20 protein-coding genes are annotated in these 17520 nt (G+C 57.4%); 16 read left to right on the forward strand and 4 right to left on the reverse strand.

Annotated elements, in window-relative coordinates; translation table 11 throughout:
- Nucleotides 1-5: 5 nt before the first annotated feature.
- The 14 genes from lptE to lipA all read left to right on the forward strand — a co-directional run bounded on the left by lptE (nt 6) and on the right by lipA (nt 12879).
- Complete coding sequence (gene lptE / locus ABLV64_RS16725) at nt 6-596, forward strand: LPS assembly lipoprotein LptE (protein WP_004885890.1); 591 nt, start codon at nt 6-8, stop codon at nt 594-596.
- Nucleotides 596-1627 (forward strand): DNA polymerase III subunit delta, encoded by a 1032-nt coding sequence (gene holA / locus ABLV64_RS16730; RefSeq protein ID WP_004885888.1) that lies wholly within the window; start codon nt 596-598, stop codon nt 1625-1627. Before lptE ends, holA begins: the two co-directional genes overlap by 1 nt.
- Nucleotides 1620-2270: a nicotinate-nucleotide adenylyltransferase gene (gene nadD, locus ABLV64_RS16735; RefSeq protein ID WP_017899090.1), complete on the forward strand. Its 651-nt coding sequence runs from the start codon at nt 1620-1622 to the stop codon at nt 2268-2270. The genes holA and nadD overlap by 8 nt, the downstream gene beginning before the upstream one ends.
- 72 nt (nt 2271-2342) lie before the next feature.
- A complete protein-coding gene (locus ABLV64_RS16740; RefSeq protein WP_004885883.1) occupies nt 2343-2972 on the forward strand; it encodes an adenosylcobalamin/alpha-ribazole phosphatase in 630 nt (209 codons plus the stop codon).
- A 223-nt stretch (nt 2973-3195) separates the two neighbouring features.
- The gene (gene rsfS, locus ABLV64_RS16745; RefSeq protein ID WP_004859547.1) at nt 3196-3513 is read left to right on the forward strand and encodes a ribosome silencing factor; all 318 of its coding nucleotides are present in this window, start codon (nt 3196-3198) and stop codon (nt 3511-3513) included.
- 3 nt (nt 3514-3516) lie between these two features.
- On the forward strand, nt 3517-3984 hold the full coding sequence (rlmH, locus tag ABLV64_RS16750; protein ID WP_002894620.1) for a 23S rRNA (pseudouridine(1915)-N(3))-methyltransferase RlmH: 468 nt from the start codon (nt 3517-3519) through the stop codon (nt 3982-3984).
- Nucleotides 3985-4011: 27 nt separating this feature from the next.
- A complete protein-coding gene (mrdA, locus tag ABLV64_RS16755) occupies nt 4012-5913 on the forward strand; it encodes a peptidoglycan DD-transpeptidase MrdA (RefSeq protein WP_004885880.1) in 1902 nt (633 codons plus the stop codon).
- Nucleotides 5913-7025: a peptidoglycan glycosyltransferase MrdB gene (mrdB, locus tag ABLV64_RS16760; protein ID WP_004885876.1), complete on the forward strand. Its 1113-nt coding sequence runs from the start codon at nt 5913-5915 to the stop codon at nt 7023-7025. The genes mrdA and mrdB overlap by 1 nt, the downstream gene beginning before the upstream one ends.
- Before the next feature lie 11 nt (nt 7026-7036).
- The gene (gene rlpA / locus ABLV64_RS16765) at nt 7037-8179 is read left to right on the forward strand and encodes an endolytic peptidoglycan transglycosylase RlpA (RefSeq protein WP_348843408.1); all 1143 of its coding nucleotides are present in this window, start codon (nt 7037-7039) and stop codon (nt 8177-8179) included.
- 139 nt (nt 8180-8318) lie between these two features.
- The gene (dacA, locus tag ABLV64_RS16770) at nt 8319-9518 is read left to right on the forward strand and encodes a D-alanyl-D-alanine carboxypeptidase DacA (protein WP_002894539.1); all 1200 of its coding nucleotides are present in this window, start codon (nt 8319-8321) and stop codon (nt 9516-9518) included.
- Between the two features lie 112 nt (nt 9519-9630).
- Nucleotides 9631-9894: a DUF493 family protein YbeD gene (ybeD, locus tag ABLV64_RS16775; protein ID WP_002894474.1), complete on the forward strand. Its 264-nt coding sequence runs from the start codon at nt 9631-9633 to the stop codon at nt 9892-9894.
- Nucleotides 9895-9998: 104 nt separating this feature from the next.
- Nucleotides 9999-10643, forward strand: coding sequence for a lipoyl(octanoyl) transferase LipB (gene lipB / locus ABLV64_RS16780; protein WP_004885871.1), 645 nt, complete (start codon nt 9999-10001; stop codon nt 10641-10643).
- A gap of 130 nt (nt 10644-10773) precedes the next feature.
- On the forward strand, nt 10774-11733 hold the full coding sequence (locus ABLV64_RS16785; protein ID WP_217325040.1) for a YbeF family transcriptional regulator: 960 nt from the start codon (nt 10774-10776) through the stop codon (nt 11731-11733).
- 180 nt (nt 11734-11913) lie between these two features.
- Nucleotides 11914-12879: a lipoyl synthase gene (lipA, locus tag ABLV64_RS16790; RefSeq protein ID WP_004885864.1), complete on the forward strand. Its 966-nt coding sequence runs from the start codon at nt 11914-11916 to the stop codon at nt 12877-12879.
- 180 nt (nt 12880-13059) lie between these two features.
- Here the strand turns inward: lipA and tatE are convergent, their stop codons facing one another.
- Complete coding sequence (gene tatE / locus ABLV64_RS16795) at nt 13060-13266, reverse strand: twin-arginine translocase subunit TatE (protein WP_004885862.1); 207 nt, start codon at nt 13264-13266, stop codon at nt 13060-13062.
- 242 nt (nt 13267-13508) lie between these two features.
- Nucleotides 13509-14297, reverse strand: coding sequence for a deaminated glutathione amidase (locus ABLV64_RS16800; protein ID WP_043521639.1), 789 nt, complete (start codon nt 14295-14297; stop codon nt 13509-13511).
- A gap of 89 nt (nt 14298-14386) precedes the next feature.
- Between ABLV64_RS16800 and crcB the strand changes: the two genes are divergently transcribed.
- Nucleotides 14387-14770, forward strand: coding sequence for a fluoride efflux transporter CrcB (gene crcB, locus ABLV64_RS16805; protein WP_002894459.1), 384 nt, complete (start codon nt 14387-14389; stop codon nt 14768-14770).
- 67 nt (nt 14771-14837) lie between these two features.
- On the opposite strand, the gene cspE is transcribed toward crcB, so the two are convergent.
- Together cspE and pagP are read right to left on the reverse strand one after the other, a co-directional pair.
- Entirely contained in the window at nt 14838-15047 is a 210-nt protein-coding gene (cspE, locus tag ABLV64_RS16810) for a transcription antiterminator/RNA stability regulator CspE (RefSeq protein ID WP_002439184.1), read from the reverse strand.
- 194 nt (nt 15048-15241) lie between these two features.
- Complete coding sequence (gene pagP, locus ABLV64_RS16815) at nt 15242-15760, reverse strand: lipid IV(A) palmitoyltransferase PagP (protein WP_004885852.1); 519 nt, start codon at nt 15758-15760, stop codon at nt 15242-15244.
- A gap of 337 nt (nt 15761-16097) precedes the next feature.
- Between pagP and dcuC the strand changes: the two genes are divergently transcribed.
- Entirely contained in the window at nt 16098-17471 is a 1374-nt protein-coding gene (gene dcuC, locus ABLV64_RS16820; protein WP_049093814.1) for an anaerobic C4-dicarboxylate transporter DcuC, read from the forward strand.
- Nucleotides 17472-17520 lie beyond the last annotated feature (49 nt).

Raw genomic sequence — 17520 nt, forward strand, 5'->3', positions numbered from 1 at the left:
GAAGCGTGCGATATCTGGTAACAATGTTGTTATCTCTGGCGGTGCTTGCCACCGCCGGCTGTGGCTGGCATCTGCGTAGCACTACCAAGGTGCCCACCACCATGAAAACCATGATTTTCCAGTCGAGCGATCCGAATGGCCCATTAAGCCGCGCGGTGCGCAATCAGCTGCGTCTTAACGGCGTGGAACTGATCGACGCCAGCACGCTGCGTAAAGATGTCCCTTCTCTGCGCCTCGATGGTTCGTCGATTCAGAAAGATACGGCCTCGGTGTTCCAGGACGGTCGTACGGCGGAATATCAGATGGTCATGACCGTCCATGCCAGCGTTCTGATCCCGGGTCACGATATCTATCCGATAACCACTAAGGTCTATCGTTCGTTCTTTGATAACCCGCAGGCGGCGTTAGCCAAAGACGCCGAGCAGGATATGATTATCCAGGAAATGTACGATAAAGCGGCGGAACAGCTGATTCGTAAACTACCAAGCGTTCAGGTAGCGGATGTTGAAGCCACCCAGCAGGAAGAAAAACCGGTCGCGGGCAGCACCGCGCCGGCGTCCTCGGGTAACCGCGTCTCCACCACGCTGGGTCAATGATGATTCGGTTGTACCCGGAACAGCTCCGCGCGCAGCTCACTGAAGGGCTGCGCGCGGCCTATCTGCTGCTTGGCAACGATCCTTTGCTATTGCAGGAAAGCCAGGACGCTATTCGCGAAGCCGCTGCCGCACAAGGCTTTACCGAACACCATACCTTTTCTATCGACAACAGCACCGACTGGCAGGCGCTTTTCGCCTTAAGCCAGGCGATGAGCCTGTTTGCCAGCCGGCAAACCCTGTTGCTAATCCTGCCAGAGAATGGCCCCAACGCGGCGATCAACGAACAGCTGGCGACGCTGGTCGGTCTGCTGCACGACGACCTGCTGCTGATAGTTCGCGGTAGTAAGTTGACCAAAGCCCAGGAGAATGCCGCGTGGCTCACCGCGCTGGCGCAGCGCGCCGTCCAGGTCAGCTGCCAGACGCCGGAATACGCGCAGCTGCCGCGCTGGCTTGCCGCCCGGGCCAAACAGCATCAGCTGCAGCTCGACGACGCGGCCAGCCAGCTGCTGTGCTACTGTTACGAAGGCAATCTGCTGGCGCTGGCGCAGGCGCTGGAGCGTCTGGCGCTACTCTGGCCGGACGGTAAGCTGACGCTGCCCCGCGTTGAGCAGGCGGTGAACGATGCCGCGCACTTTACCCCTTACCATTGGGTCGATGCCCTACTGGCAGGCAAAAGTAAGCGCGTGCTGCACGTTCTGCAGCAGCTCCGTCTTGAAGGCTGCGAGCCGGCGATCCTGCTGCGTACGCTACAGCGGGAGCTGCTGCTGCTGGTGACCCTCAAGCGCCAGTCGGCACAGACGCCGCTGCGTTCGCTGTTTGATAAACATCGGGTCTGGCAAAACCGCCGTCAGCTGCTCAGCGACGCCCTCGCCCGACTGAGCGGCGAACAGCTGCGCCAGGCGGTGACTCTTCTGACCCGCGCGGAACTGACCTTTAAACAGGATTACGGGTACGACGTCTGGCCCGAACTGGAAAGTCTTTCGTTGTTGCTCTGCCACAAAGCCCTGGCGGACGTTTTTATTGATGGTTGATATGACTCACTTACAGGCAATCTATGGCGGCACCTTCGATCCGGTGCATTATGGTCACCTCAAGCCGGTCGAGATCCTGGCGAATCAGATTGGCCTGAGCAAGGTCATCATCATGCCTAATAACGTCCCGCCGCACCGTCCCCAGCCGGAAGCCACCAGCGCCCAGCGCGTGCACATGCTGAAGCTGGCGATTGCCGATAAGCCGCTGTTCACGCTCGATGAACGCGAACTGCGGCGCGATACCCCCTCCTGGACAGCGCAAACGCTGCAGGAGTGGCGCCAGGAGCAGGGGCCGCACAAGCCGCTGGCGTTTATCATTGGCCAGGATTCGCTGCTCACCTTTCCCACCTGGCACCGCTATGAAACCATCCTCGACAATGTCCACCTGATTGTCTGCCGCCGGCCGGGTTACCCACTGACCATGGCCCATGAGGCCGATCAGCGCTGGCTGGATCGCCATTTAACCCACGATGTGGAATCTCTGCATCGCCGCCCTTCCGGCGTAATCTACCTGGCTGAGACACCGTGGTTCGATATTTCGGCGACGATCATTCGCCAGCGCCTCGAGCGCGGCGAGTCCTGCGCCGAGATGCTGCCGGCCGCGGTGCTGGACTACATCCGCGAGCAGGGTCTCTATTGCTGACCCCGCGCTGGGCCTGACGCGAAAAAAGCGCTATCGTAACGCCACCTCTCCATCGCCTGTCAGAGCCTGTACATGAAATTATGGTTAGTTCGCCATGGCGAAACCGAAGCCAACGTTGCCGGGTTATACAGCGGCCATGCCCCAACGCCCCTGACGCCGCGAGGCGTCGCTCAGGCGCGAGCGCTCGGCGAACGGCTGCGCGCGGTGCCTTTCGATAAAGTCTTCTGTAGCGAGCTGGCGCGGACCGGGACAACGGCCGATCTGCTGCTTGGCGATCGCGCTATCCCACGCGAATGCCATGCCGCGCTCAATGAGATGTTTTTCGGCGACTGGGAGATGCGTCATCATCGCGACCTTCAACGAGAAGATGCGCAAAACTATGCCGCGTGGTGTGCTGACTGGCAGCACGCGGCACCCACTAACGGCGAAAGCTTTCAGCGTTTTGCCCGCCGCGTCAGCGAGTTTATCCCCACGCTGACCGACTGCCGCCATCTTGACCATCTGCTGATCGTCGGCCATCAGGGCGTTCTGAGCCTGCTGACCGCCCTGCTGTTGCAGATGCCCGCCGCGGCGATGTGGCACTTTCCGATAGCCCATGGCGCCTGGAGCCTGCTCGAAATCCGCCACGATTTCACCACCCTGCGGGTATTAAATAGCCAGGCCGTCTGGCAGTCGGAAGAAGAATTCCCGCCGAACCATTGACAGGCCAGAGCAGGCTGCTATTCTCCGCTGCCAGGCAGCATCCGCCAAAGCCGCTTTGCAGAAAATTGTTTTACAAAAATGGCGATGCAATCCTCGGCGAGGGATGGGATGATACCCCGCCGCGAACGCCTGCCGACAGACATTTCACCCGACTTTTTCATCAGTTCAGGTATACTGTCAGGCTCTTTATGATTATCAATCTTCACGCACCCAGGGGGAACACTTGCAGGGTAAAGCACTCCAGGATTTTGTTATCGACAAAATTGATGACCTGAAAGGTCAGGACATCGTTGCCATTGATGTACATGGCAAATCCAGCATCACCGATTGCATGATTATCTGCACCGGCACCTCCACGCGTCATGTGATGTCCATCGCCGACCACGTGGTTCAGGAATCCCGCGCCGCCGGCATGCTGCCGCTGGGCGTTGAAGGGGAATCCGCCGCCGACTGGATCGTCGTCGACCTCGGCGACGTGATGGTTCACGTCATGCAGGAAGAGAGCCGTCGTTTGTACGAGCTGGAAAAACTCTGGAGTTAATGCGTGAAGTTGCAGCTGGTGGCCGTTGGCACCAAAATGCCGGACTGGGTACAGACCGGCTTTAGCGAGTATCTGCGCCGTTTTCCCAAAGATATGCCGTTCGAACTGGTGGAGATCCCAGCCGGTAAGCGCGGCAAGAACGCTGATATCAAGCGCATCCTCGAAAAAGAGGGCGAGATGATGTTAGCCGCTGCCGGTAAAAACCGCATCGTGACCCTGGATATTCCGGGTAAACCATGGGATACGCCGCAGCTGGCGCGCGAACTGGAACGCTGGAAACAGGACGGGCGCGACGTCAGTTTGCTGGTCGGCGGCCCGGAAGGCCTCTCTCCAGCCTGTAAAGCAGCGGCGGAACAGAGTTGGTCGCTCTCCACCCTCACCTTACCTCACCCGCTGGTGCGCGTACTGGTGGCCGAGAGCCTGTATCGGGCGTGGAGCATTACCACCAACCATCCGTACCACCGTGAGTAATGATGATCAGGGTAGACTGAGCAGCGAATGAAATTACAGAATTCTTTCCGCGACTATACGGCTGAATCCTCGCTGTTCGTGCGCCGGGCGCTGGTCGCTTTTTTGGGGATTTTGCTGCTTACCGGCGTTCTGATCGCCAACCTGTACAATGTGCAAATCGTTCGCTTCGACGACTATCAGACGCGTTCGAACGAAAACCGCATCAAGCTGGTGCCGATCCCGCCGAGCCGCGGCATTATTTACGATCGTAACGGCACTCCGCTGGCGCTTAACCGCACCATTTATCAGCTGGAGATGATGCCGGAGAAAGTCGATAACGTGCAGCAAACGCTGGATGCGCTGCGCGACGTCGTCGATTTAACCGACGATGATATCGCCGGCTTCAAAAAGGAGCGCGCCCGCTCCCATCGCTTTACCTCGATTCCGGTAAAGGTCAACCTCAGCGAAGTGCAGGTGGCCCGCTTTGCCGTCAACCAGTACCGCTTTCCCGGCGTGGAAGTCAAAGGCTACAAGCGCCGTTACTATCCCTATAACTCGGCGCTGACGCACGTCATAGGCTACGTTTCGAAAATTAACGATAAAGACGTCGACCGCCTCGATAAAGAGGGCAAACTGGCCAACTACGCCTCGACCCACGACATCGGTAAGCTGGGTATTGAGCGTTATTACGAGGACGTCCTGCACGGTCAGACCGGCTACGAGGAGGTTGAAGTGAACAACCGCGGCCGCGTGATTCGTCAGCTCAAAGAGGTGCCGCCGCAGGCCGGACGCGACATCTACCTCACCCTCGACCTCAAGCTGCAGCAGTATATCGAAACGCTGCTGGCTGGTAGCCGCGCCGCAGTGGTGGTCACCGACCCGCGTACCGGCGCCATTCTGGCGCTGGTTTCGACGCCGAGCTACGACCCGAACCTGTTCGTCGACGGCATCTCCAGTAAAGATTACTCCGGCCTGCTCAACGATCCGAACACGCCGCTGGTCAACCGTGCGACGCAAGGGGTCTATCCGCCGGCATCGACGGTCAAACCGTACGTCGCCGTCTCGGCGCTGAGCGCCGGGGTGATCACCCGCAATACCAGCCTGTTTGACCCGGGCTGGTGGCAGCTGCCCGGCTCAGAAAAACGCTATCGTGACTGGAAAAAATGGGGCCACGGCCACCTGAACGTCACCAAAGCGCTGGAGGAGTCCGCGGATACCTATTTCTATCAGGTCGCCTATGACATGGGCATCGATCGCCTCGCGGAGTGGATGAGCAAGTTCGGCTACGGCCACTATACCGGTATCGACCTCGCCGAAGAGCGCTCGGGCAACATGCCGACCCGCGAATGGAAGCTCAAACGCTTTAAGAAACCCTGGTACCAGGGGGACACTATTCCGGTGGGCATCGGCCAGGGTTACTGGACTGCCACGCCGATCCAGATGAACAAAGCGCTGATGATCCTGATTAACGACGGGGTGGTGAAAGTGCCGCACCTGCTGCAAAGCACCGTGGAAGACGGCAAGCCCGTTCCGTGGGTCCAGCCTCATGAGCCGCCGGTAGGCGACATTCATTCCGGCTACTGGGAAATCGCCAAAGACGGCATGTTCGGTGTGGCCAACCGCGGCAACGGCACCGCGCACAAGTATTTCGCCAGCGCGCCGTATAAAATCGCGGCCAAGTCCGGTACCGCCCAGGTGTTTGGCCTGAAGGCCAACGAAACCTATAACGCGCACCGAATCTCTGAGCGTCTGCGTGACCATAAACTGATGACGGCGTTTGCGCCTTATAACAACCCGCAGGTTGCCGTGGCGATGATCCTGGAAAACGGCGGTGCCGGCCCGGCGGTCGGTACGATTATGCGCCAAATCCTCGATCACATCATGCTGGGCGATAACAACACCACGCTACCAAGCGAAAACCCGGCGGTGACCGCAGGGGAGGATCAATAATGACGGATAATCCGAACAAAAAATCGCTGTGGGATAAGATCCATCTTGACCCCACCATGGTGCTGATCCTGCTGGCGCTGCTGACCTACAGCGCACTGGTTATCTGGAGCGCCAGCGGTCAGGACGTCGGCATGATGGAGCGTAAAATCGGCCAGATCGCCATGGGCGTGGTGATCATGATCGTCATGGCGCAGATCCCGCCGCGGGTCTATGAAGGCTGGGCGCCCTATCTCTATATTTTCTGTATTATTCTGCTGGTGGCCGTCGACGCCTTCGGCGCCATCTCCAAAGGGGCGCAGCGCTGGCTGGATCTCGGTATCGTCCGCTTTCAGCCGTCGGAGATTGCAAAAATTGCCGTGCCGCTGATGGTGGCGCGCTTTATTAACCGCGACGTCTGCCCCCCTTCGCTGAAGAACACCGGTATTGCCCTGGTGCTGATCTTTCTGCCGACGCTGCTGGTAGCGGCGCAGCCTGACCTCGGGACCTCGATTCTGATCGCCCTCTCCGGTCTGTTTGTGCTGTTCCTCTCCGGCCTCAGCTGGCGACTGATCGGCATTGCGGTGGTGCTGGTCGCCGCCTTTATCCCGATTTTGTGGTTCTTCCTGATGCACGACTATCAGCGCCAGCGCGTGATGATGCTGCTCGATCCGGAAACCGACCCGCTGGGCGCGGGGTATCATATTATTCAGTCTAAAATTGCCATTGGCTCTGGCGGTCTGCGCGGCAAAGGCTGGCTGCACGGCACCCAGTCGCAGCTGGAGTTCCTGCCGGAACGCCATACCGACTTTATCTTCGCCGTTCTCGCCGAAGAGCTGGGCCTGATTGGCGTGCTGATCCTGCTGGCGCTCTATATTCTGCTGATCATGCGCGGACTGTGGATCGCCGCTCAGGCGCAGACCACCTTTGGCCGGGTCATGGCCGGTGGTTTAATGTTGATTTTATTCGTTTATGTCTTCGTAAATATTGGTATGGTGAGTGGTATTTTACCGGTGGTGGGCGTACCGTTGCCGCTGGTGAGCTACGGGGGCTCCGCCCTGATCGTATTGATGGCCGGGTTTGGTATCGTGATGTCGATCCATACCCACAGAAAAATGTTGTCGAAAAGCGTTTAAAGGGGTTCGCAATGCGTAAGCAATGGCTGGGGATCTGCATAGCAGCGGGGCTGCTGGCGGCATGTTCGAGTGATGACGTGCAACAAAAGACGGTCAGTACTCCACAGCCGGCCGTCTGTAATGGCCCGACGGTTGAGATCAGCGGCGCCGATCCGCAGTATGAAACGCCGAACGCGACGGCGAATCAGGATTATGAGCGCGACGGTAAGCGCTACAAAATCGTCCAGGAGCCGGCAAACTTTACTCAGGCCGGTTTCGCGGCGATCTATGACGCGGAACCCAACAGCAACCTGACCGCCAGCGGTGAAACCTTCGACCCGACGCAGTTGACCGCGGCGCACCCGACGCTGCCGATCCCGAGCTATGCGCGGATCACCAACCTCGCCAACGGGCGCATGATCGTCGTGCGGATTAACGATCGCGGTCCCTACGGCAACGATCGGGTTATCTCGCTCTCTCGCGCGTCCGCCGACCGCCTGAACACCTCGAACAACACCAAAGTGCGTATCGACCCCATCATCGTCGCGCCTGACGGTTCGCTTTCCGGCCCGGGAATGGCTTGTACCACCGTCGCCAAACAGACTTACGCTCTGCCCGCCCGTCCGAATCTGGACGGCGGTGACGCTGCTGGCATGAACCAGCCTGCGCCCACTGACGTTCGCCCGATCAGCAACAGCACGCTGAAGCCGGAAGATAGCGTTGGCGCTCCGGTGAACAGCGGCGGTTTCCTCGGCGCCCCGACGCCGCTGAACAGCGGCGTGCTGGAGAGCAGCGAACCCGCGGCCGCCACCGCGACCGCACCTGCCGCCGGCGCCACGCCAGCAGCGCCGGTGACCGCCCCCGGCTCCATCCAGGGTAGCGTCGCGCCCGCAGCGGCCGCAGCCGCCGGCGCCGTTGCCGCTTCCTCTTCCGCCACCTCCAGCGCCAGCGGTAACTTTGTCGTCCAGGTGGGCGCAGTGAGCGACCAGGCGCGGGCGCAGCAGTATCAGCAGCGTCTGAGCCAGCAGTTCTCTGTGCCAGGCCGGGTCATGCAAAACGGCGCGGTGTGGCGTATTCAGCTGGGACCATTTGCCGACAAGGCGCAGGCCAGCGCCGTTCAGCAGCGCCTGCAAAGCGAAGCGCAGCTGCAGTCCTTTATTACTCGCGCCAACTAAAGGCCGCGGGCAGCCCGTTCACCTTGCGCATGTAAAAGTCATTAACAAACTCATGCGCAATGTCGGATGCTGGCCCGCAGAGCATTTGCTATAGTAAGGCACTTTTTTTAACTCCATCACGGATGCCGTTGTTCTGACCATGAAGACCTCTTTCACCGCTCGTTTACTCATCACGGCGCTCTCCGTTGCAGCGCTCTCCTCCGCTGCCCGCGCCGATGACCTGAATATCAAAACGATGATCCCAGGCGCCCCGCAGATTGACGCCGAATCCTGGATCCTTATCGATTACAATTCTGGCAAGGTGCTGGCTGAAAACAACGCCGACTCCCGCCGCGACCCGGCCAGTCTGACCAAAATGATGACCAGCTATGTTATTGGTCAGGCGATGAAAGCGGGCAAATTCAAAGAGTCCGATCTGGTCACCGTCGGCAACGACGCCTGGGCCACCGGCAACCCGGTATTCAAAGGCTCTTCCCTGATGTTCCTCAAACCGGGGATGCAGGTGCCGGTTTCCCAGCTGATCCGCGGTATCAACCTGCAGTCCGGTAACGATGCCTGCGTGGCGATGGCCGACTATGTCGCCGGCAGCCAGGATGCCTTCGTCAGCCTGATGAACAACTACGTCAACGCCCTCGGCCTGAAAAACACCCATTTCCAGACCGTTCACGGCCTCGACGCTGACGGCCAGTACAGCTCGGCGCGCGACATGGCGCTGATTGGCCAGGCGCTGATCCGCGATGTGCCGAACGAATACTCGATCTATCGTGAGAAAGAGTTCACTTTCAACGGCATCCGCCAGCTGAACCGTAATGGCCTGCTGTGGGATAACAGCCTGAACGTCGACGGCATCAAAACCGGCCACACCGACAAAGCAGGCTACAACCTCGTCGCTTCCGCCACCGAAGGCCAGATGCGTCTGATCTCGGCGGTAATGGGCGGCCGGACGTTCAAAGGGCGTGAGTCGGAAAGCAAAAAACTACTGACCTGGGGCTTCCGCTTCTTCGAAACCGTCAACCCGATTAAAGCCGGCAAAGAGTTTGCATCCGAACCAGCCTGGTTCGGCGACAGCGATCGCGCTTCGCTGGGGGTGGATAAAGACGTCTACCTGACCATCCCGCGCGGCCGGATGAAAGATCTGAAAGCCAGCTACGTGCTGAATAACACTGAGCTGCATGCCCCGCTGCAGAAAAACCAGGTCGTCGGCACCATTAACTTCCAGCTGGATGGTAAAACCATTGACCAGCGCCCGCTGGTGGTGCTGCAGGAAATTCCGGAAGGTAATTTCTTCGGTAAAATTATTGATTACATTAAATTAATGTTCCACCACTGGTTTGGTTAAAAATCGAACGCTTGAAAGTGTGATTTCCATCCCCATATACTATTCATCCAAGTAACCTGATAACTCCCGCCCTTGGTGGGAGTTATTATTTTGTCGTAACACCGGAGCTGACATGAAAACCAAACTTAACGAACTGCTTGAATTCCCTACGCCATTTACTTACAAAGTAATGGGGCAGGCGTTGCCTGAGCTGGTTGATCAGGTGGTGGAAGTGGTACAGCGCCATGCGCCTGGTGATTACTCGCCGTCAGTAAAACCGAGCAGCAAAGGTAACTACCACTCGGTCTCCATCACCATCAACGCCACCCACATTGAACAAGTGGAAACGCTGTACGAAGAGTTAGGCAATATCGATATCGTTCGGATGGTGCTGTAACCCTTTCCCTGACCCGGCCGCCGTGCCGGGTCTTCTCATTCCCTTTCACACGGCTGTGATATACTCCCCGACCTGAATTCTCTCTTCCCGGCGGAGATGTTGTTTTGCAGCACAATAAAATTCTAATCCGGCAGCTTGGCCTGCAACCTTACGAACCCGTCTCGCAGGCGATGCATGAATTTACCGACGCCCGTGATGAAGATACCCTCGATGAGATCTGGCTGGTAGAACATCACCCGGTCTTTACCCAGGGTCAGGCCGGCAAAGCGGAACACCTGCTGGTGCCCGGTGATATTCCGGTGATCCAAAGCGATCGCGGCGGCCAGGTAACCTATCACGGCCCGGGACAGCAGGTAATGTACGTCCTGTTGAACCTCAAGCGCCGCAAGCTGGGGGTGCGTGAACTGGTGACGCTGCTGGAGCAAACGGTCGTCAATACCCTTACCGAATATGGGATTGAGTCGCACCCCCGCGCCGATGCCCCTGGCGTCTACGTCGGCGATCGCAAAATCTGCTCTCTGGGATTGCGGATCCGTAAAGGCTGCTCTTTCCACGGCCTGGCGCTCAATATCGCGATGGATCTGACGCCGTTTCTGCGTATCAACCCCTGCGGCTATGCCGGTATGGAGATGACGCAAATGCGCCAGTGGCTACCGGAAGCCACCCCGGAGACTGTCGCTCCGCGGCTGGTCGCCAATCTGCTGGCGCTGTTGAACCATCCCCCGCACGAATACCTGCCTCAGGGTTAAGCGGCAGATCAGCGCCCCGCTTACGGCGGGGGGCTGAACAAGTAACACATTATTTTTGCAATCAATTGTCACGCACGGCAACGCCGCGGGCCGCTATACTTGGCCTATCATTCCCAACCGGACTCATCGCGTGCCAGAGAATACGCCGCCGTCAGAATCTCCTGACAGACAGGACGAACGTTACGACCGTCAGATGTTTCGCATCCTGCGTAATATTGACCTCAATCTGTTGACCATCTTCGAAGCCGTGTATGTACACAAAGGTATCGTCAATGCCGCGAAGATACTCAATATCACGCCGTCGGCCATTAGCCAGTCAATTAACAAACTGCGGGCGCTGTTCCCCGATCCGCTGTTTATCCGCAAAGGCCAGGGCGTGACGCCCACCGCCTATGCCACCCACCTTCACCAGTACATCAGCCGCGGTATGGAGGCTTTCCTTAGCGCGCTGGATATCACCGGCAGCCCGGACCAGCAGCGGGTGATCACTATCGCCACTACGCCAGCCATGGGGGCGCTGCTGATGCCTTGCCTGGCCAGCGCGCTGAAGCCGGCCTTTCCGCAGATCCTGCTGCACAACATCGCCCTTACCGACGCCGCGCGGCAGCTCGACCAGCGCCAGGTGGATCTGTTAATCGACACCCATCTGCACAGCGGTCAGGCGCTAAGCCATCACGTGCTGTATCAGGATCGGGTGCAGATGTACTGCCGCGCTGGGCATCCTGCGCTGGACGGTCCACAAGATGAATCCGCCCTCGCGCAATACGAGTTTGCGCTGCTGCTGCCTGAAGGCCAGCGCTACCCTACGCTGCATCGTCGACTGCAGGAGGAGATGGGCGAGCGCCGCTGCGGTTTCAGCACCTTCAACCTGCTGACCCAGGCGGCAATGATCGCCGAGAGCGATATGCTGGGGCTAACCACCGAGCGCCTGTTCGCCATGGTATCCCGTCTCTGGCCTCTGCAAACCCTGGATGTTCCCTCCCTGCGGGAAGAACATATTGATGTTGCGCTGCACTTCAATAAGCAGAGCGGGAAAGAGCCATTGCTGAAAGAGATCATTGAGACCGTGATCCAGGCGTTTAAGGCGTAGCGCACGGAAGGGAAAAGGATAAAACAACAACTATTTTACAATTTGCCGGGCAGGCAGGCTGCTTTCTGCCCCTTTTCAATGGTATACTGCCTGCTCTTGATTCAAAAATAGTTGATAATTGCAACATTTCATTGAATTAATTCGCTTTCCTTCGTGACTCGCAACTGGAACACGCACGCTATGAGTAAACCCATTGTGATGGAACGCGGTGTTAAGTACCGCGACGCCGATAAAATGGCCCTTATCCCGGTGAAGAACGTGGCAACTGAGCGTGAAGCTCTGCTCAGAAAACCGGAATGGATGAAAATCAAACTTCCGGCAGACTCGTCCCGTATCCAGGGAATCAAAGCAGCGATGCGTAAGAACGGCCTGCACTCCGTATGCGAAGAGGCCTCCTGCCCGAACCTTGCAGAATGCTTCAACCACGGTACCGCGACCTTTATGATCCTCGGCGCGATCTGTACCCGCCGTTGCCCATTCTGCGACGTCGCGCATGGCCGCCCGGTCGCGCCAGATGCGAACGAGCCACAGAAGCTGGCGCAAACTATCGCCGATATGGGGCTGCGCTACGTGGTGGTCACCTCGGTGGACCGTGACGACCTGCGCGATGGCGGCGCACAGCATTTTGCCGACTGCATCAGCGCCATTCGCGAGAAAAACCCGACGATTAAAATCGAAACGCTGGTCCCGGATTTCCGCGGCCGCATGGATCGCGCCCTGGAGATTCTGACGGTGACCCCGCCGGACGTCTTCAACCACAACCTCGAAAACGTACCGCGCCTCTATCGTCAGGTGCGTCCGGGCGCGGATTACAACTGGTCGCTGAAGCTGCTGGAGCGTTTTAAAGAAGCGCACCCGGAGATCCCGACAAAATCCGGCCTGATGGTGGGCTTGGGCGAAACCAACGACGAGATCATCGAAGTCATGCGCGACCTGCGCCGTCATGGCGTCACCATGCTGACGTTAGGCCAGTATCTGCAGCCGAGCCGTCACCACCTGCCAGTGCAGCGTTACGTTAGCCCGGAAGAGTTTGAAGAGATGAAAGCAGAAGCCATGGCGATGGGCTTCACCCACGCCGCCTGCGGCCCCTTCGTTCGCTCTTCCTATCATGCCGACCTGCAGGCTAAAGGGATGGAAGTTAAATAACCTGCCGCTTCTCCCGCTGCGTCACTTCCCGGCGCAGCGGTGCTCTCCGCTTCGCCTTCCCGTAACAATTAGTTGCATCTTTCCTGAGCGGCGTCGATAAAAACGACAAAGGCCGCAACGTAAACGTCGCGGCCTCTTCGCCGAACCTTCCGCATCCCGCCAGGGGACGCAGCCGGAGAATTACTCTTTATGAGAGAGCTTCTGCGCCGGTACTTCGTCTTCAGCGGTGGTTTTCTTCGCGCTATCGTCATCTTCGTTCATGGCCTTTTTAAAGCCCTTGATAGCCGAACCCAGGTCGCCGCCCAGCGTACGTAATTTCTTGGTACCAAACACTAAGATAATCAGTGCTGCAACGACCAGCAGTTTGGTAATACTAATCTCACCCATAGCTAACCTTCTTCTCTATACAAGCTGCGAATACGCCATCATACACGTATTTATCCGTCATATTGTAATCCACCTGTGCGCGGGCCGCGTGATTCAGCCCGAGGCCTCCCCTCCGGGAGTGAGCGCTGGGGTGTCCGTCCTGACGTGCACAGCGAATTATTGGGATAAACAATACGGGTATTTGGCGCGCGGACACAATAGCAATCTGTAACAAGGTGAATCAAGCCTTGTTTAAAAAAACGTCACAATAATTGCGGTGGCGCAAACCGTCGGTTCTGCAGCACCGGCAAACGCTCGCGAACCCGCGTAAGGTAGTCTGCGGAAATATCGGCATAGATCAGCTGCGGCTCGCTCCCCGCGCCCGCCACGGTGGTCCCCAGCGGATCGATGATGCGGCTCTGCCCGATGTTACGCGTCCCGCATTCGCCTGCCGCCACGACGTAGCAGGTCGTGTCCAGCGCGCGCGCCGCCAGCAGCGTCGCCCAGTGATGCTCTTTTTGCGGCCCTTTCACCCATGCGGTGGGCAGCACCAGCAGCTGCGCACCGTTCAGCGCCAGCGACAGCGCCAGTTCCGGAAAACGCAGATCGTAACAGGTCATCAGGCCAACGCGAAATCCCGCCACGTCAATCACCGGGGGAATTTGCCTGCCGGGATCCACCCGCCGGGACTCCTGCATTGCGAAGGCGTCGTATAAATGAAGTTTGTGATAATGGGCAATGATTTTCCCTTCACGCAATACCACCAGCGTGTTGGTTGCTCTTCCCTCCCCCGACGGCACATGCAGCGTCAGGATCGTCGTCAGGCCGTTACGCGCGCTCTCGGCCAGCAGCAGCTGCAAAAACGCCCCATCCAGCGTTTGGGCCGATTTTACCGACAGATCCGGGTCGTTGTCATCACGTGCCAGCAACGCCTCCGGCAGCACCAGCAGCGCCGCCCCTTCACGCGCCGCCTGCTGCATCATCGCCACACAAGTGTGCGCATTCGTCTGCCATACTGGCGTGACGATAAACTGCCCTGCCGCTACCCGCATGTTTTTCTCCCGTCAGGTTATGAATAGCCAATTGCGCCCGTTGCGCGCTACACTTGACACTCTCTTACATCAAATAGCAGGAAACGACCGTGTTTCAACTTCTTTGCGCCGTTTTTATTGGCGGCGGCACCGGCAGCGTTTTGCGCTGGTGGCTCGGCATGAAGCTCAATCCTGTGCACCATGCTATCCCTATTGGAACGCTGACCGCCAACCTGTTAGGCGCCTTTGTGATCGGCGCCGGGCTGGCGTGGTTTAATCGACTGACCGGCATTGACCCGATGTGGAAGCTACTGATCACCACGGGTTTCTGCGGCGGGTTGACCACCTTTTCCACCTTCTCTGCGGAAGTGGTGTTTCTTCTGCAGCAGGGGCGAGTGAGCTGGGCGCTCCTCAACGTTGCGGTGAACTTGCTGGGTTCGTTTGCCATGACGGCTGTCGCCTTCTGGCTCTTCTCGCAGGCCGCCAGCCGCTAAAGGCGTAATCAACAGGCAAAAAAAAACCCGCTGTTTAGCGGGTTTTTATATTCTACTGACGCGTTGCTTACAGAGCGATTACGTTTGCAGCAGAAGGGCCTTTGGCACCGTTAGTGATTTCGAACTCTACGCGCTGACCTTCAGCCAGAGTTTTGAAACCGTTGGACTGGATTGCAGAGAAGTGTACGAATACATCTTTGCTGCCATCTTCCGGAGTAATGAAACCGAATCCTTTGGACTCATTAAACCACTTAACGTTACCTTTAATCTTAGACATCAAAATTACCTTTATATGAAAAATCGACACTAATGCTGTGTCGGGTATCAGTACACCAATTGTGGTACCTTTTGTCCAGTGCAACTTTGCTAAAAAGTGATAAAAGTCGCTATCTTTTTTAGTGGGTAACGCTTTAGTCCTTGTTTTTCCACAAGACGCCTCGCTTATCTCATTTATTGCTAAGACTTAGCGAATTAAAACTGTATGCGAGCCCAGGCGAAGTAAACGTTACCGTTATTGTAGGTGCCGGGAATGTAGGTCATCTGGAACGTTGCCGGACCGTAACCTATTGACGCTAATGGCAAGATCACCGGAATCGGAATGTAGTTCCAGTTATCGCGCGCCGTCACCCCAAGGGTATAGCCGAGACCGAGGCGGAAGTTCTGATCCGTCAGCGGGCGCCAGGTTTTCTCCCAGCCGTAGCCGCCAATGGGCTCCCACTTATTGAAAGAGTCTTTAAACGCCATCAGGTACAGACCGTGCCAGTTCCCTTTCTCATCCCAGCGGGAGACGCCGAAACCGGCCCCCCACGGACGTTCGTTATACTTATCCGTCTTTTCCTTATCGTAGGCAAAGCGCGCGTGCCAGGTGATGGCTGGAACGTACAGATCATAGTGCTCTGGCTCGTTCCAGGTCTGCGCAACGTTATTACTTAAGGTATGGTAACCTTCGCTAAGGGTCGATGAAAACGACGCGCTGGCGTTTCCGGACACCAATAACCATCCTAAAAAACCAAGAGAAAACAATGAAAAACGACGTAACATCAACACTTTTCTATTACCACTTTCATTTAAAAGCCACCTAAAATAGCAAAGATAGTCTCAATACAGGTTGAACGAAATAAGGCAAACTCCTGATTTTCTCCCGCTGACCATCAGAACCACTTAACTATCCATCTGGTGATTATATCCAGGCGTAACGGGGACGCGTAGTTCTTGTCGCTTTATTGATTTGCATCAGCGAGTTTCGTCCGTTTTTTCGGCACATTCGCACATTAAAATTTGGTGTGACGCTTTTTCACTACATATTCTTTGGGCTTAGGGGTAATAAATGCTGACGTTTATTGAGATCCTGATCGGGATCGTGGTCATTGTGGGCGTCGCCCGCTATATCATCAAAGGCTACTCGGCCACCGGGGTGCTGTTCGTCGGGGGCTTAATCTTATTGATCGTCAGCGCCCTGCTGGGACATAAAGTCTTACCAGGCAATACCGCGGGCACCGGTTACTCCGCCACTGACATTATTGAATACATTAAGATTCTCCTCATGAGCCGTGGCGGCGATCTGGGTATGATGATCATGATGCTGTGCGGCTTCGCCACCTATATGACTCATATTGGCGCCAATGATATGGTGGTGAAATTAGCCTCAAAGCCATTGCGCTATATCAATTCGCCCTATCTGCTGATGATTGCCGCCTACTTTGTCGCCTGCCTGATGTCACTGGCCGTCTCCTCCGCGACCGGCCTCGGCGTGCTGCTGATGGCGACCCTGTTCCCGGTGATGGTAAACGTCGGTATCAGCCGCGGGGCGGCGGCGGCCATCTGCGCCTCGCCGGCGGCGATTATCCTTTCGCCCACCTCGGGCGACGTCGTGCTGGCGGCCAAAGCGGCCGAAATGCCGCTGATCGACTTTGCCTTTAAGACCACGCTGCCGATCTCCATCGCCGCTATCATCTGCATGGCGATCGCCCACTTCTTCTGGCAGCGCTACCTGGATAAAAAAGAGAACATTTCCCACGAAATGCTCGACGTCAACGAGATCACCACCAACGCTCCGGCGCTGTACGCCATCCTGCCGTTTACGCCGATTATTGGCGTGCTGATCTTCGATGGCAAATGGGGACCGGAACTGCACATTATTACCATCCTCGTCGGTTGCATGCTGCTGGCGGCGATCCTCGAATTCCTGCGCGGGTTCAACACCAAAAACGTCTTCAGCGGACTGGAAGTCGCCTACCGCGGGATGGCTGACGCCTTCGCCGGCGTGGTGATGCTGCTGGTCGCCGCCGGCGTTTTTGCTCAGGGATTAAGCACCATCGGCTTCATCAATGGTCTGATCTCCATCGCCACCTCCTTCGGCTCGGCCAGTATTATTCTGATGCTGGTGCTGGTGATCCTGACCATGCTGGCGGCGATGACCACCGGCTCCGGCAATGCCCCGTTCTACGCCTTTGTCGAGATGATCCCCAAGCTGGCGCACTCCTCCGGTATCAATCCGGCCTATCTGTCGATCCCGATGCTGCAGGCCTCAAACCTTGGCCGCACAATATCGCCAGTCTCTGGCGTGGTGGTGGCCGTCGCCGGGATGGCGAAGATTTCCCCGTTCGAAGTGGTCAAACGCACCTCGGTGCCGGTGATGGTTGGCCTGCTGGTGGTGATCGTCGCGACCGAGATCCTCGTCCCCGGCAGCGCGGCCCACTAATGGTCTAACCACGTGAAAAGGCGCCAGCAGGCGCCTTTTTTATGCTTTA

Source organism: Klebsiella sp. JB_Kp031, from assembly GCF_040064295.1.
Taxonomy (GTDB): Bacteria; Pseudomonadota; Gammaproteobacteria; order Enterobacterales; family Enterobacteriaceae; genus Klebsiella; species Klebsiella quasipneumoniae.

Coding starts and splice junctions, on each gene's coding strand:
- dacA (WP_002894539.1), top strand. CDS start 8,319: ATGAAGACCTCTTTCACCGCTCGTTTACTCATCACGGCGCTCTCCGTT.
- tatE (WP_004885862.1), bottom strand. CDS start 13,266: ATGGGTGAGATTAGTATTACCAAACTGCTGGTCGTTGCAGCACTGATT.
- rlpA (WP_348843408.1), top strand. CDS start 7,037: ATGCGTAAGCAATGGCTGGGGATCTGCATAGCAGCGGGGCTGCTGGCG.
- ybeD (WP_002894474.1), top strand. CDS start 9,631: ATGAAAACCAAACTTAACGAACTGCTTGAATTCCCTACGCCATTTACT.
- mrdA (WP_004885880.1), top strand. CDS start 4,012: ATGAAATTACAGAATTCTTTCCGCGACTATACGGCTGAATCCTCGCTG.
- ABLV64_RS16740 (WP_004885883.1), top strand. CDS start 2,343: ATGAAATTATGGTTAGTTCGCCATGGCGAAACCGAAGCCAACGTTGCC.
- ABLV64_RS16800 (WP_043521639.1), bottom strand. CDS start 14,297: ATGCGGGTAGCGGCAGGGCAGTTTATCGTCACGCCAGTATGGCAGACG.
- dcuC (WP_049093814.1), top strand. CDS start 16,098: ATGCTGACGTTTATTGAGATCCTGATCGGGATCGTGGTCATTGTGGGC.
- lipA (WP_004885864.1), top strand. CDS start 11,914: ATGAGTAAACCCATTGTGATGGAACGCGGTGTTAAGTACCGCGACGCC.
- nadD (WP_017899090.1), top strand. CDS start 1,620: ATGGTTGATATGACTCACTTACAGGCAATCTATGGCGGCACCTTCGAT.
- mrdB (WP_004885876.1), top strand. CDS start 5,913: ATGACGGATAATCCGAACAAAAAATCGCTGTGGGATAAGATCCATCTT.
- cspE (WP_002439184.1), bottom strand. CDS start 15,047: ATGTCTAAGATTAAAGGTAACGTTAAGTGGTTTAATGAGTCCAAAGGA.
- holA (WP_004885888.1), top strand. CDS start 596: ATGATTCGGTTGTACCCGGAACAGCTCCGCGCGCAGCTCACTGAAGGG.